Source organism: Luteimonas saliphila (assembly GCF_016774335.1).
GTDB lineage: Bacteria > Pseudomonadota > Gammaproteobacteria > Xanthomonadales > Xanthomonadaceae > Luteimonas > Luteimonas saliphila.
The window spans coordinates 235,559-249,373 of record NZ_JAETWA010000047.1 but is presented as its reverse complement, the minus strand read 5'-3'; the positions used below and the strand labels follow the sequence as shown (position 1 = coordinate 249,373).

At 70.6% G+C, this 13,815-nt stretch carries 11 protein-coding genes; 5 read left to right on the top strand and 6 right to left on the bottom strand.

From position 1 onward, the window contains the following. The first annotated feature begins 67 nt into the window (after positions 1-67). The 3 genes from JMO03_RS19560 to mdoH all read left to right on the top strand — a co-directional run bounded on the left by JMO03_RS19560 (position 68) and on the right by mdoH (position 5,633). Positions 68-2,113: a M3 family metallopeptidase gene (locus tag JMO03_RS19560; protein ID WP_202845435.1), complete on the top strand. Its 2,046-nt coding sequence runs from the start codon at positions 68-70 to the stop codon at positions 2,111-2,113. Between the two features lie 83 nt (positions 2,114-2,196). Next, a complete protein-coding gene (locus JMO03_RS19555) occupies positions 2,197-3,735 on the top strand; it encodes an OpgD/OpgG family glucan biosynthesis protein (RefSeq protein ID WP_202845434.1) in 1,539 nt (512 codons plus the stop codon). 2 nt (positions 3,736-3,737) lie between these two features. Continuing rightward, a complete protein-coding gene (mdoH, locus tag JMO03_RS19550) occupies positions 3,738-5,633 on the top strand; it encodes a glucans biosynthesis glucosyltransferase MdoH (RefSeq protein ID WP_425491870.1) in 1,896 nt (631 codons plus the stop codon). Positions 5,634-5,922: 289 nt separating this feature from the next. Here mdoH and sctT read toward each other — a convergent pair whose 3' ends face one another. From sctT to JMO03_RS19515, 6 genes are read right to left on the bottom strand one after another with little or no spacing between them, the layout of a single operon-like run. Beyond that, complete coding sequence (sctT, locus tag JMO03_RS19545) at positions 5,923-6,711, bottom strand: type III secretion system export apparatus subunit SctT (RefSeq protein WP_202845432.1); 789 nt, start codon at positions 6,709-6,711, stop codon at positions 5,923-5,925. Then, a complete protein-coding gene (sctS, locus tag JMO03_RS19540) occupies positions 6,711-6,977 on the bottom strand; it encodes a type III secretion system export apparatus subunit SctS (RefSeq protein ID WP_202845431.1) in 267 nt (88 codons plus the stop codon). Before sctS ends, sctT begins: the two co-directional genes overlap by 1 nt. A gap of 13 nt (positions 6,978-6,990) precedes the next feature. Then, positions 6,991-8,010 (bottom strand): hypothetical protein, encoded by a 1,020-nt coding sequence (locus tag JMO03_RS21565; RefSeq protein WP_425491866.1) that lies wholly within the window; start codon positions 8,008-8,010, stop codon positions 6,991-6,993. A 46-nt stretch (positions 8,011-8,056) separates the two neighbouring features. Next, positions 8,057-9,187, bottom strand: a complete 1,131-nt coding sequence (sctQ, locus tag JMO03_RS19525; RefSeq protein WP_202845430.1) for a type III secretion system cytoplasmic ring protein SctQ — start codon at positions 9,185-9,187, stop codon at positions 8,057-8,059. Further along, complete coding sequence (locus tag JMO03_RS19520) at positions 9,180-9,776, bottom strand: response regulator transcription factor (RefSeq protein WP_202845429.1); 597 nt, start codon at positions 9,774-9,776, stop codon at positions 9,180-9,182. Before JMO03_RS19520 ends, sctQ begins: the two co-directional genes overlap by 8 nt. 3 nt (positions 9,777-9,779) lie before the next feature. After that, positions 9,780-10,856, bottom strand: a complete 1,077-nt coding sequence (locus JMO03_RS19515) for a sensor histidine kinase (RefSeq protein WP_202845428.1) — start codon at positions 10,854-10,856, stop codon at positions 9,780-9,782. Between the two features lie 150 nt (positions 10,857-11,006). Here JMO03_RS19515 and JMO03_RS19510 point away from each other — a divergent pair, with 150 nt between their 5' ends. Together JMO03_RS19510 and JMO03_RS19505 are read left to right on the top strand one after the other, a co-directional pair. Further along, entirely contained in the window at positions 11,007-11,426 is a 420-nt protein-coding gene (locus JMO03_RS19510; RefSeq protein ID WP_202845427.1) for a flagellar biosynthetic protein FliO, read from the top strand. A gap of 297 nt (positions 11,427-11,723) precedes the next feature. Continuing rightward, the gene (locus tag JMO03_RS19505) at positions 11,724-13,781 is read left to right on the top strand and encodes an FHIPEP family type III secretion protein (protein ID WP_202845426.1); all 2,058 of its coding nucleotides are present in this window, start codon (positions 11,724-11,726) and stop codon (positions 13,779-13,781) included. Positions 13,782-13,815 lie beyond the last annotated feature (34 nt).

The window sequence follows — 13,815 nt, the reverse complement described above, 5'->3', positions numbered from 1 at the left end:
CATGCTTGATCCCGAACGTGCGGGCACCCACTTCCCTTCCACCCCTGCCGAACCCGGACCCCATTCCATGTCGCCGAACCCGCTGCTCGACTTCTCCGGCCCGCCGCGCTTCGACGCGATCCGCCCCGAACACGTCGCGCCCGCGATCGCCGAACTGCTGGCCCGGGCGGAGACCGCCGTGCGCGAGGCCGAGACCGTCTCGCCGGTCACCTGGGACGGCTTCGTGGTGCCGCTGGACGACGCCACCGAGCGCCTGGCACGGGCCTGGGGCCAGGTCGGCCACCTCGAGGCGGTGGTCAACACGCCGGAATTGCGCGCGGTCTACAACGAGACGTTGCCGGCGGTCACGCGCTTCTGGAGCGCGCTGGGCCAGAACCTCGCGTTGTTCGCGCAGTACCGCAGGCTGGCCGACGCACCTGGATTCGCAGGCTGCGACGAGGCGCGGCGCAAGGTGGTGGAGAACGCGCTGCGCGACTTTCGCCTCGGCGGCGCAGGGCTGCCCGATGCGCAAAAGGCGCGCTACGGCGAGATCCGCGAAGCGCTGTCGGCGGCATCGGCGAAGTTTTCGCAGAACGTGCTCGATGCCACCGACGCCTACGCGCTGTACATCGACGACGCATCGCGCCTGTCCGGCATTCCCGCCGACGTCGTTGCCGCCTGTCGCGCGGCCGCGGAGAAGGACGGCAAGCCGGGCTGGAAGCTCGGACTGCAGATGCCGGTGTACCTGCCGGTGCTGACCTACGCCGATGATCGCGAGCTGCGCGCCACCCTCTACCGCGCCAATGCGGTGCGCGCCTCGGAACTCGGCGACGATCCCGCGCTCGACAACAGCGCCCTGATCGATCGGATCCTCACGCTGCGTGCGGAACTGGCCGCCTTGCTCGGCTTCGGCAGCTATGCCGAATACTCGCTCGCCACCAAGATGGCCGAGACGCCGGGCGAGGTGCTGGGCTTCCTGCGCGATCTCGCCGCGCGAGCCAGGCCTCACGCGCAGCGCGACCGCGCCGAACTGGAGGCGTTCGCGAAGGCGGAACTGGGCCTCGACACGCTCGAGGCCTGGGACCTCGCGTACGCCAGCGAGAAGCTCAAGCAGTCGCTCTACAGTTTCTCGGCGCAGGAGGTCAAACAGTACTTCACCGAGCCGAAGGTGCTGGACGGCCTGTTCGGTCTGGTCCACGACCTCTACGGCCTGCGGGTGGAGCCGGACAGCGCGCCGGTGTGGCACGAGGACGTGCGCTTCTACCGGCTCGTCGACGGCGACGGGGCGCTCGTCGGCCAGTTCTACCTCGACCTGTACGCGCGCGAGGGCAAGCGCGGCGGCGCCTGGATGGACGACTGCCGCAACCGCCGCGACCAGGGCGCGCAGGCGCAGGCGCGCGCCGTGCAGACACCGATCGTGCACCTGGTCTGCAACTTCGGCCGCGGCGCCGACGGCAAGCCGGCGACCTTCAGCCATGCCGACGTGACCACGCTGTTCCACGAGATGGGACACGGCCTGCACCAGTTGCTCACCCGGGTGGGCGAGCTGGGCGTGGCCGGCATCAACGGCGTGGAATGGGACGCGGTGGAACTGCCCAGCCAGTTCATGGAGAACTTCTGCTGGGAATGGGAGCGCGTGGAGGCGATGACCGCGCATGTCGAGACGGGCGAGCCCCTGCCGCGCGCGTTGTTCGACCGGATGGTGGCGGCGAAGAACTTCCAGAGCGGCATGGCGACCGTGCGCCAGCTCGAGTTCGCGCTGTTCGACATGGCGCTGCACGAAGGCTTCGATCCGGCGCGCAACCCGGTGCAGCAACTGGTCGACAGGGTGCGCAGCGAGGTCGCGGTCAACGTGCCGCCGGCGTGGAACCGGTTCCAGCACCAGTTCAGCCACGTTTTCTCCGGGGGCTATGCCGCCGGCTACTACAGCTACAAGTGGGCCGAAGTGCTCAGCGCCGACGCCTACGCCGCATTCGAGGAAGCGCCGGACAGGCTCGCGGAAACCGGCGCGCGCTTCCGCCACGAGGTGCTGGCGCGCGGCGGCGTGCGCAGCGCGGCCGAGAACTTCCGTGCGTTCCGCGGACGGGCGCCACGGATCGACGCGCTGCTGCGGCATTCGGGGATGGCCGGCTGAGCGCATCGTGACGCCGCCTTGACGCGCCGTTAAGCGTCGCCCCGTCTAATGGGCGCGGGTTACCGCCCTTCCACGAGGTTGCCTTGCGACGCCGAGACCTGATCGCGGCCGGTGCATCGATGCCGGTGCTGCTGGCCCTGCCTGGCCGATCCCTGGCCGCCTTCGCCGCATCGGGCGCCGCGACCCCCTTCGATGGCGACACGGTGCCCGCGCTGGCGCGCGCACTGGCCGCGCGCGCCTACGCGCCGCCCGAGCGCACGCTTCCCCCGCCGCTCGACAGCATCGACTACGACCAGTTCCGCGACTACCGCTTCCGCCCCGAGCACGCGCTGTGGCGCGATACCGGGGCGCCGTTCCAGGCGCAGCTGTTCCATCGCGGCTTCCTGTTCAAGGACCGGGTCGACCTGCACCTGGTGGAGGACGGCCGCGCGATGCCGCTGCCCTACCGCCGCGACCGCTTCGAGTTCGGACCGCAGGTGCCGCCGCCCGACGATCCCGCGCTCGGCCACGCCGGCTTCCGCCTGCATGCGCCGGTCAACAGCGCCGATTATTTCGACGAACTGTGCGTGTTCCTCGGCGCCAGCTACTTCCGTGCGGTGGCGCGCGGGCTGGTGTACGGCCTGTCCGCGCGCGGACTGGCGCTGGGCAGCGGCGATCCGGGGCCGGAGGAGTTCCCGCTGTTCCGCGCGTTCTGGCTTGAGCAGCCGGCGGCGGGCGCGGACACCATGGTCGTGCACGCGCTGCTCGACAGCCCGAGCGTGGCCGGCGCCTATCGCTTCGCGATCCGGCCCGCGGGCGAGGAAACCCTGATCGACGTGGACGCGCGGCTGTATCCGCGGGTGGAACTGCGCAACGCGGGGATCGCGCCGCTGACGAGCATGTTCGAGTTCGATCCCGGCGACCGCGTCGGGGTCGACGATTTCCGTCCCGCGGTGCACGATTCCGACGGCCTGGCATTGTTCAACGGCGCCGGCGAGCAGGCCTGGCGGCCGTTGCGCAATCCGCCCGGAGTCTCGCACAGCGGATTCCAGGACGAGCACCCGCGCGGCTTCGGGCTGATGCAGCGCAAGCGCGATTTCGCCCAGTTCCAGGACGCGGAGGGCTCGTACGAGCGCCGGCCGGACGCCTGGGTCGAGCCGCTGGGCGACTGGGGCGCGGGCGAGGTGCACCTGGTCGAGCTGCCGACCGGCAACGAGTTCGCCGACAACATCGTGGCCTTCTGGCGGCCGCGGGCGTCGCTCGCGGCCGGACGCGAGCATCGCTTCGGCTACCGGTTGCACTGGGGCCGCGACCACACCTGGCTGCCGCAGCTGGCGCGCGTGGTGGCGACGCGCACCGGCGAGGGCGACGGGGAAGGGGCGCGGCCGCGGCTGTTCGTGATCGATTTCGACGGTGGGCGCCTGGCGTCGCTACCCGCTGACGCCGCGCCGCGCGTCGAGGCATCCGCTTCCGTGGGCGAGCTGCGCAACCCGGTGGCCTACCGCGTCGCCGCGACCGGCCACTGGCGGATGAGCTTCGAACTGATGCCGGCCGGGACGGCCGAGGTGGAACTGCGCGCGCGTCTGCTCGACGCGTCCGGTGTGCCGCTGTCGGAGACCTGGCTGTCGCGGTGGCCGGCGTGATCGTGCAGGCAGAAACCGTTCGACGCGAGGAGGACATCCCCGCCGCGCCCTGGCTCCCGCCCGAGGCGCCGCTGCCGATGCCGGTGCAGGACCTGCACGCCGGCCGGCTCGCCAACAGGCGCCTGCCGAGCACGCCGGCGTCGATCGGCCTGCGCCGCCTTTTCGTGTTCGGCGGCACCGGCATGCTGACCGCGTTCGCCGCCTACCAGATGTGGTGGCTGATGCGCGGTGGCGGCATCGAGATCCTGGAAGGCGTGCTGCTGGCGCTGTTCGTGATGCTGTTCGCTTGGATCGCGATGTCGTTCATGGGCGCGCTCGCCGGGTTCGCGCGCGTGGTCGCGCGCCGGCCGCTGCGGCTGGGGCTGGCGAACGACGGTCCGTTGCCGCAGCTGTCGACCCGCACCGCGCTGCTGGTGCCGGTCTACAACGAGGATCCGCGGCGCACCTTCGCCGGCGTGCAGGCGATCCTGGAGTCCGTGGCCGCCACCGGCCGGGCCGCGCATTTCGATTGCTTCATCCTCAGCGACACGCGTCGTCCGGAGATCGCTGCGGAGGAGGAACGCGCTTTCCTCGACCTGCGCGCGCGCCTGGGCGATGGCATCGGCCTGTATTACCGGCGTCGCGAGGACAACAGCGAACGCAAGGCCGGCAACATCGCCGGCTGGGTGCGCCGCTTCGGCGGCGGGTTCGCGCACATGCTGATCCTGGACGCCGACAGCCTGATGGGCGGCGCCACCATCGTGCGGCTCGCGGCCGCGATGGAGCGCCACGCCGACGTCGCGCTGATCCAGACCCTGCCGCTGGTGATGAACGGCAGCACGGTGTTCGCGCGCATGCAGCAGTTCTCCGGTCGCGTCTACGGGCCGGTGGTCGCGCACGGCGTGGCATGGTGGCACGGCGCGGAAAGCAACTACTGGGGCCACAACGCGATGATCCGCACCCGGGCGTTCGCCGCGCACGCGGGCCTGCCGGAACTGCGCGGAAGGGAGCCGTTCGGCGGCACCGTGCTCAGCCACGACTTCGTCGAGGCCGCGCTTATGCGCCGCGGCGGCTGGGCGCTGCACATGGAGCCCGGGCTCGGCGGCAGCTACGAGGAAGGTCCGCCGTCGCTGACCGACATGCTGGTGCGCGACCGCCGCTGGTGCCAGGGCAACCTGCAGCATTCGATGGTGCTGCCCGCGCGCGGCCTGCACTGGATCAGCCGCGTGCACCTGCTGATCGGCATCGGCCACTACTTCACCGCGCCGATGTGGGCGATGCTGATGCTGGTCGGCCTGTCGATCCCGCTCGAAGCCGCCGGCATCGAGGGCGGGGACGGCCGCTATTCGGCGCTGGCGTACTGGCGCGACGCCGATCCCGAACGCTTCCTGTGGGTGTTCGCGCTGACCATGGCGCTGCTGTTCGCGCCGAAGCTGCTCGGCTTCCTGGCCACGATGCTCGACCGCGCCACGCGCCGCGCCTGTGGCGGCAGCTGGCGACTGGCCGCGGGCCTGCTGCTGGAAACCGTGCTGGCCGCGTTGATGGCGCCGGTGACCATGTACCTGCAGTCGCGCGGCGTGGCCGAGGTGCTGTCGGGCAAGGATTCGGGCTGGGACGCACAGCGCCGCGACGACGGCACGCTGCCGCTGTCGGCATTGCTGGCGCGCTACGGCGGGCTCACGCTGTTCGGCATCGGCGCGGGCGTGGTCGCGTATCTGGTCTCGCCCGGGCTGGCGGCGTGGATGTCGCCGGTGATCGCCGGGCTGGTGCTGTCGATCCCGGTGGTGGCGCTGACCTCGGCGAAGGCGCCCGGCGACTGGCTGCGGCGCGTCGGCATCTTCGCCACGCCGGAGGAAACGCGGGTGCCGGAGATCCTGATGCGGGCGCGCGGGATCCGCGCGGAAGCGGATTCGAGCTGAGGCGAGAGGCGAGAGGCGAGAGGCGAAGCAATGCAAGGCGGACAGGCGTGCCTTGGCAGGATCGGCCGCCGCGATGGCGCACGCCACCGCATCTTGCCGCGATCGCGTGGAAGATCCCTCGCTGCGCTCGGGATGACAGGTTTCATCATCGCCTGTCATCCCAAGCGCAGCGCCTGTCATCCCGAGCGAAGTGCCTGTCATCCCGAGCGAAGTGCCTGTCATCCCGAGCGCAGCGAGGGATCCCGCGGACGAAGTCCGCATTGCGCAGGCGGCCGGGCGAGCGTCCCCGCTATCCGCCGAACGTCCTGCGCAGCAGTTGCACCAGCCCCTCGCTGTCGTGCAGCCGCCGCACCAGTACTTCGACGTACACGCCCAGCAACAGCAGGATGATGCCGGTCGCCGCCCAGGCCTTCAGCGGCAGCGTCAGCGCGAACACGTTGAGCTGCGGCGCGTAGCGGTTCACCAGGCCGAACGATAGGTCGACGATCAGCAGGATCACCATCACCGGGGCGGCCAGCACCAGCATCGTGGTCGTGAAGTAGCTGAAGTGGCCGACGAACAGGTTCATGCCCGCCGCCGGCAGATTCGGGAAGAACGAGGTCGGCGGCCAGATCGCGTAGCTCGACATCAGCAGGTCGAGGAAGATCAGGAACGCCCCGCTGGCCATGAACACCCATGCGGCGAAATGCGACAGGAACTCGCTGTGCAGCGAGGTCTGGTGGCCCTGGATCGGATCGAACACGGTGGCCATCGACATGCCGATCTGGGTATCGATGACGTTGCCGGCGGCCGCGATCGCCCAGAACACGATGCCGAAACAGAAGCCGATGGCGATGCCGATGAACAGCTCCTTGACCACCAGCGCCGGCCACGACAGCGTGCTCATCGTGCCCGGCGGCGCGGTGGTGACCACGATCGGCAGAGCCACGATCGCCAGGCTGACCAGGAAGCTGTTGCGCACCATCGCCGGCATGTTCTGCGGGCTGATCAGCGGCAGCATGATGAACGCGCCGACGATGCGCGGAAGCGTCAGGCCCAGCGCCAGCAGCGCGGTCTCGGCCGAGGAGAAGATCTCCATCAGCGCCGGATCAGGCCCGGGAACTCGACGAAGATCCGGTTCGAATAGGTGTACAGGGTGCCGCCGATCATCGCGCCGGTGACGAACAGCGCCAGCACGATCGTGACGAACTTCAGCGCATAGGCGAACGTCTGGTCCTGGATCTGGGTCGCGGCCTGCAGGAACGCCACGACCAGGCCGACGATCGCCGCTGCCGCGATCGGCGGCCCGGAAAGCAGCAACACCAGCCACAGCGCCTGACGGGTGAGTTCGAGGGTTTCGCCCATCGTCGTCGGTCTCCTAGGGCGTGTAGGTCAGTACCAGGCCATGCACCAGCTTGGCCCAGCCGTCGATCAGCACGAACAGCAGCAGCTTGAAGGGCAGCGACACGGTGGTCGGCGACATCATCATCATGCCCAGGGCGAGCAGGATGTTGGCCACCACCAGATCGATGATCAGGAACGGCAGGAAGATCAGGAAGCCGATCTGGAACGCGGCGGTGAGCTCGCTCACGGTGAACGCGGGGATGACCACGATGAAGTCGTCCACGCTCAGCGCGTCGCGGCGCTCCGGCGGCAGCAGGCTGCGCGCGCTGCGCAGGAAGAAGCCGCGCTCGGCGTCGTTGGAATGGCGGATCAGGAAGGTGCGTAGCGGTTCCTTGCCGGCCTCGAACATGGCCAGCAGGCGCGCGCCCTCGCTGCCGGCGTCGAGGGCGGGCGGCGGCGTCGGCGCCGGCACGACGATCTCCGGCTCGGCCGCCGTTGCGACGGGCGCCTCGCCGGTGGTCACGTTGCGGAACAGCGGTCCGGGTTCGGCATCGGCATCGGCGTCGGCCGCTCGCGACGCTTCCGCCTCGGACTCCGCCTGAAGCGCGTCGGCCGCCGCCGGGCTGGTCGGCGCCGGCTCGTCCGCGGCGAGCGGCGCATCGCCCGCGTCGGGCGCAGCGGCCTGGCCCTGCGCAGACTGCGCGCGCTGCGCCGCGCGTTCGGCCTGCACCCGTGCGCGTTCGGCCTGCGCGCGCTGGCGCGCCTCCACCTGCGCCTGCACCGACGCCGGTACCGGACGGCCCTGCTGGTGCGCGGTGACCGCGTCGTAGGTGTCGAGGATCACCGGATACATCACGTAGATCGACAGCACGATCGCCAGACCGTTGATCACCACGTTCGGCGGCACCTGCTGCAGGCCGAGCGCATTGCGCAGCAGGCTCAGCACGACCACGATCTTGGTGAACGAGGTCACCATCACCGCGACGAACGGCGCCAGCGCGAGGCCGACGATGACGACGAGAACGAGGGCGGGGGAGTAGCTGCTCAGGTCCATGGGGCTTCCCGGTCGGCGCGGAGGCGTGGCGCCCGGCAGGCGCCGCTCAGTTCCACCACAGCAGGCGCACGCCGAGCGTGTCGCCGACCGCGACCACCTCGCCCTGGCCCACGGCCTGGCCGTTGGCGCGGATGGTCACGTTGGCGCCCTCCACCGGCGCCGCCAGCGCGAACACGTAGCCCGGCTGCAGCGCCGACACGTCGCCGACGCGCAGCTCGCTGCGGCCCAGTTCGAAACAGACATCGACCGGCAGCCGCCGGGCGAGCGCTTCGCCGTCGGCGGGCAGGTCGCCCGCGGTGTCGCCGCCGGCGTCGGGGGGAGTGTCGTTCATGGGGGAAGTCTCCTGCATAACGGTCCGAAGATGTCTTGGGGGAGCGTCGATCCGCCAGCCCCCGGCGGTCGCGGCCAGCGGCCATGCCAGGTCGCCCGCGCATGCCACGGCCTGCGGCGGCCGGCTGCGACGGCCGACGACGAGGACATCGCCGGGCTGCAGCGTCGACCATTCCGCGAACGGCAGCGGCGGCATCCGCCATTGCAGCGAAACCGGCATGCCGAGTTCGCGCCAGCGGCCGAGCGCCGGCGTGTCGTCGTCGTAGGGCGGGTCCGCGCGTTCGAGCAGGCGTTCGGTCCAGCGCGGCGGCACGCGTAGCGCGCCCTGCAGCGCCGGCATGCGCGATGCCGTGCCGTCGGCCGGTTCCTCGTCGACGATGAAATCCAGCCACAGCGCATCGGCCTCGTCGGTGCCCGCGCCCTCGTCGGGGTCGGCGACGGGTGTCAGCACGACGCCGAAGGCCTCGCTCAGCCGCATCAGCTGCGCCTCGTGCGCCAGGCTCCACGCCAGCACGCGCGAGCGTCCCTGGTAATCGCTCCAGTGCATGCCCCCGCCATCCGCCGGCGCCTGCAGCGCGATTCCGATGCGGGTGCCCTCGGCATCGAGCCAGAAGGTCTGCGCGGTGGGCGCCGGCCTGCCCGGCATGAACTGCAGCACGCCGTTGTCGCGCAGGGTCCAGCCCTGCGGCGCGGCGAACAAACCTCGCAGCGCCGCCGCTGCCGTGGCGGACAGCGACGGCAACAGGCCGCGCAGCGCGCGCGCCTCGCGCACCGGAGCCGTCGTGGCCTGGTCCTGTCGCGCGGCGCGGGCGGGAGACTTCCGGGACTTCTTCGCGGTTTCAGCCATGTCCGAGCGCGACCTTCATCAGTTCGGGCAGCGAACGCACGCCGAGCTTCGACATCATGTTCGCGCGGTGCAGTTCCACGGTCTTGATGCTGATTCCCAGGATGTCCGCAATGATCTTGTTGGGCTTGCTGGCCACCACCAGGTCGAGCACCTGGCGCTCGCGCGGGCTCAGTTTCTCCAGTGCCTCGTTGCGCATCGGCGGATGCTGGCGGCGACTGGCGAACGCGGCGTGGATGGCGTGGGTCAGCGCCTCGTCGGTGAACGGCTTCTCGAGGAAGTTGGTCGCGCCCTTGCGCATCGCCTCGACCGCCAGGGGCACATCGCCGTGCGCGGTGACGAACACCAGCGGCAGGCGGATACCGCGCCTGAGCAGCTCGTCCTGCAGCTGCAGGCCGCTCATCTGCGGCATGCGGATGTCGGAGACCAGGCATTCGTCGCGCGCGCCGTGGCGCTCGCTCTCGTAGGCGGCGAGGAAGGCGGCGCCGGAAGGAAACGGGCGCGGTTCGAAACCCGCGGTCTCCAGCAGCCACGCGGTCGATTCGCGGAACGCGTCGTTGTCGTCGACCAGGTAGATCCGCGCCGGTGCCATGCCCTAGAGCCTCCCTTCCGCCCGCGGCAGCGTGAACGCGAAGACGCTGCCGCCGCCGGGCCTGGGTTCGAAGAACAATCGTCCTTCATGGTATTCGATGATCGAGCGGCAGATCGCCAGGCCGATGCCGAGCCCGTCGGTCTTGGTGGTGAAGAACGGCGAGAACAGCTGTTCGCTCTCGGCGGCGTCCAGGCCGCCGCCGCGATCGAGCACCCGCACCTCGACCTCGTCGTCGAGGTTGACGCGGCCCTCGATGCGGAGTTCGCGTTGCGCCGGCGGAATCTCGCGCATCGCCTCGATCGCGTTCTTGACCAGGTTGAGCAGTACCTGCTCGACCATCACCTTGTCGGCATAGACCGCGGGCAGCGCCGCGGACAGCGTCAGATCGATGCGCAGCTGCTGGCGCTCGGCCTCCAGCCGCAGAAGTTCGAGCACGGTATTTGCGATCACCGTCACATCTTGCGCATCGCGCCGGGGTTCCCGCGCACGCACGAACTCGCGCACGCGCGAGATGACCGCGGCCGCGTGCTCGGCCTGGGTGCGGGCCGCGATCAGCGCGCGTTCCACCTGCGCCGGACCGCCGGCCTGGCCCACCAGGCGCAGGCTGCCGTTGAGATAGTTCACGATCGCGGCCAGCGGCTGATTGAGCTCGTGGGCGAGGGTGGCGGCCATTTCGCCGACCGACATCAGGCGCGAGGTGAACAGCAGTTTCTCCTGCTGGTGCTTGTGCGTATCGAGCGCTTCGAGCCGGGCGCTGATGTCGACGGCGGTCAGCAGATCGAGATCCTGGCCTTCCAGCGTCAGCGGGCGCCAGTGCAGGGCATACCAGTGGCCGCTATGCGGGGCGCGCGCCTCGGCGCCGTCGGCGTCCGCCGGCACGCCGAGCGCCTGCGCCAGCTGCGCACGGTCGCGATGCCCGGGCAGGGCGGTGAAGGCCTCGCTGAAACACTGGTTGCCCGCCACCAGCGCACCGTCGCCACGTGCGAATGCGGCGCAGGCGAAGGGAATCGCGCCGAGGATCGCGCCAAGACCCGACGCCGCGTCCGCGGCGGGGCGTCGGCGCGCGGCGGGCGGCGTCATGCAGCCGCGCCCCGGCTGCGCGCGCGTCGTCCGCGCGACGGCGGGCGCCGCGCCGGCCTGCTACGGTATGCGGCCGGATCGCCCGCCGCATCCGGGTTCCCTGCCGCGCGAAGCCCACCGATGATGCCGAGCCCACCACGCCCCGCCACGTTGCTGTCGCTCCTGCTGCCATTCGCGGCGACGGAGGCCGCCGCCACGGTCGCGTCGACCGCCCGGGACACGAACGGAGGCTCGTACCTCTGGGAGCTGATGGCGATCCTGTTGCCGCTGGCCTTCATCATCGTCTTCCTGCTGGTGCTGTTGCACCTGTTGCGGCGGCGCTTCGGCCTGGCTGGCCCGGACGCGCCGCTGTCCGTGGTGCAGGTACTGCCGGTCGGATCGCGCGAGCGCATCGTAGTGGTGCGTACGCGTGCCGGACGCGCCTTCGCCATCGGCGTGAGCGCGAATGCCGTGACGCTCGTCACCAAGCTCGACGACGACGACCTGGGGCCCCTCGTCGCCAGACAAACCGATGACGCTGCAGGGGGTCCCATGAGCCTATTACAGCGGCTCAAGGTTAAACGACCGTGATGCGAATCCCGGCGTGCCGGGCGCCGCGCGCCGTGATGGGTGGGACGTCTGGATGCAACATCCTGTTGACGCACGCATAACATCGCGGCGATATATGGTCGCGTTGCAGCGGCGCGATGCGTCGCGGGAGGTGGGGCTCGTGCAGGGTGCGGGCTGTCGCTTTCCGGACGCCGCGTCGTGCGGGTGGGGCAGGGGCGGCCGCCGGAGACCTGGCGCAGGCTCGATGCACCAGTCCGCAGGGCCCCCAAGCTTCCTGCGCAGGCTGCAGACCATGCCCCCCTTCCCCCAGGGCCACGGATGACGACGAACGTACGCAGTTGGCTGACCTCCCTGTTCGCGGCCCCCGAAGGCGCCGCGCCGCGGCGGCGGCCCGGCTACAGCGACGTGGTACTGGCCTTCGGCGCGGTGCTGATCATCAGCGTGATGATCCTGCCGTTGCCTCTGGTGGCGCTCGATGCGCTGGTCGCGGTCAACATCTCGATCGGATTCGGCCTGCTGCTGCTGGGCATCTACATCCCCAACCCGGTCGCGTTCTCGAGCTTTCCGAGCGTGCTGCTGCTGACCACGCTGTTCCGGCTCGCGATCTCGATCGCGATCACCAAGTCGATCCTGCTGCACGCCGAGGGCGGCCACATCGTCGAGACCTTCGGCACACTGGTCGCCGGCAACAACCTGGTGGTCGGCCTGGTGGTGTTCCTGATCATCACCGTGGTCCAGTTCATCGTGATCGCCAAGGGCGCCGAGCGCGTGGCCGAGGTCGCCGCGCGCTTCACCCTCGACGCGATGCCGGGCAAGCAGCTGTCGATCGACTCGGACCTGCGCGCCGGCCTGATCGACAAGGACGAGGCGCGCCGCAAGCGCCGCCTGCTGGAGACCGAGAGCCAGCTGCACGGCTCGCTCGACGGCGCGATGAAGTTCGTCAAGGGCGATGCGATCTGCGGGATCGTGATCATCCTGGTCAACCTGCTCGGCGGCCTCGCCATCGGCGTGCTGCAGAAGGACATGTCGCTGGCCCAGGCCACGCACACCTACAGCATCCTCACCATCGGCGACGGCCTGGTCTCGCAGATCCCGGCGATCCTCGCAACGATGGCCGCCGGACTGGTGGTCACCCGCACCGCGGGCGAGGTCGAGGACCGCCATCTCGGCGACGCGATCACGCGCCAGATCGGCGCGCAGCCGCGGGTGGCGTTGATCACCGGGCTGCTGGCGATGCTGATGGCGCTGGTGCCGGGGTTCCCGTGGCCGGTGTTCCTGGTGCTGGGGCTCGGCCTGCTGGGCTTCAGCGCCTGGCGTTACCGGCTCGAGTTCGAGACGCTGCGGCGTCTGTTCAAGGTCAGCGACGAAGAGGTCGCCGCCGCGCAGGTGCCGGTCGAGACCGATGATTTCGCGCCGCCGCCGCCGTTGTTGCTCGAGCTGTCGCCGTCGCTGGCCGCCGCGATCGGGCAGGAGCCCGCGCGTGCGCGCATCGCCGCGGTGACCAGGCAGGTGCGCGACGAGTTCGGCGTGCCGCTGCCGACGCCGGTGGTGCGTGTCTCGGTGGCGTTGCCCGAGGGCGAGTACCGGCTCAGCGCGCACGGTGCGCGCGTGGCGGCGGGCCGCCTGCCGCGGGAAGGCGTGTTCGAACCGCAGATCGCCGGCGCCGCGCCGCAGCCGGGTTTCTTCCCGCCGTTGTTCGGTCAGTGGCGCGAGGGCGCCGCCGCGGCGGGTGCGCTCGCGCCGCTGGATCTGCTGGTCTGGCACGCCGATGGCGCGTTGCGGCGCCGGCTCGGCAGCTTCCTCGGCATCCAGGAAACTTCCAACCTGTTCGGCAAGATGCAGCGCGACTATCCCGATCTCGTGAAGGAGATGCTGCGGGTGGTCGCCCCGCAGCGGGTGGCCGACGTGCTGCGCCGGCTGGCCGAGGAGGGCGTGCCGGTCCGCAACCTGCGCGACGCCTTCGAGGCGATCACCGACGTCGGCAGCCGCGAGAAGGACGTGGTGCTGCTGACCGAATACGTGCGCGTGGCCCTCAAGCGCGAGATCGCCGAGCGCTGGTCCGACGGCGACCGCAACCTGCACGTGCTGCTGATCCACCCCGAGCTCGAGGACAAGCTGCGCCAGTCCGTGCGCGTCGCCGGTGGCGCCAGCCAGCTGGCGATCTCGCCGGAACTGGCTGCGCGACTGGGCGGCGAGGTGCGCGCCCAGCTCGGGCGCCAGGCGCCGGGCGTGCGGCCGGCGCTGCTGTGCTCGCTCGACGTGCGCCGCCACCTGCGCAAGCTGCTGGAGGTGGACTTCTTCGAACTGCCGGTGCTCTCCTACCAGGAGCTCGCGCCTGACCTGCGGATCGTCCAGGCGGGACAGATCAATGCCTGACCGGTGCGCGCCACCTTCGTTCAAACCCGTCCCG

Bases quoted from the DNA above. Each gene is read 5' to 3' on its own strand.
- JMO03_RS19560 (WP_202845435.1), top strand. From the start codon at position 68: ATGTCGCCGAACCCGCTGCTCGACTTCTCCGGCCCGCCGCGCTTCGAC.
- sctT (WP_202845432.1), bottom strand. From the start codon at position 6,711: ATGGAGATCTTCTCCTCGGCCGAGACCGCGCTGCTGGCGCTGGGCCTG.
- sctS (WP_202845431.1), bottom strand. From the start codon at position 6,977: ATGGGCGAAACCCTCGAACTCACCCGTCAGGCGCTGTGGCTGGTGTTG.
- JMO03_RS21565 (WP_425491866.1), bottom strand. From the start codon at position 8,010: ATGGACCTGAGCAGCTACTCCCCCGCCCTCGTTCTCGTCGTCATCGTC.
- sctQ (WP_202845430.1), bottom strand. From the start codon at position 9,187: ATGGCTGAAACCGCGAAGAAGTCCCGGAAGTCTCCCGCCCGCGCCGCG.
- JMO03_RS19520 (WP_202845429.1), bottom strand. From the start codon at position 9,776: ATGGCACCGGCGCGGATCTACCTGGTCGACGACAACGACGCGTTCCGC.
- JMO03_RS19515 (WP_202845428.1), bottom strand. From the start codon at position 10,856: ATGACGCCGCCCGCCGCGCGCCGACGCCCCGCCGCGGACGCGGCGTCG.
- JMO03_RS19505 (WP_202845426.1), top strand. From the start codon at position 11,724: ATGACGACGAACGTACGCAGTTGGCTGACCTCCCTGTTCGCGGCCCCC.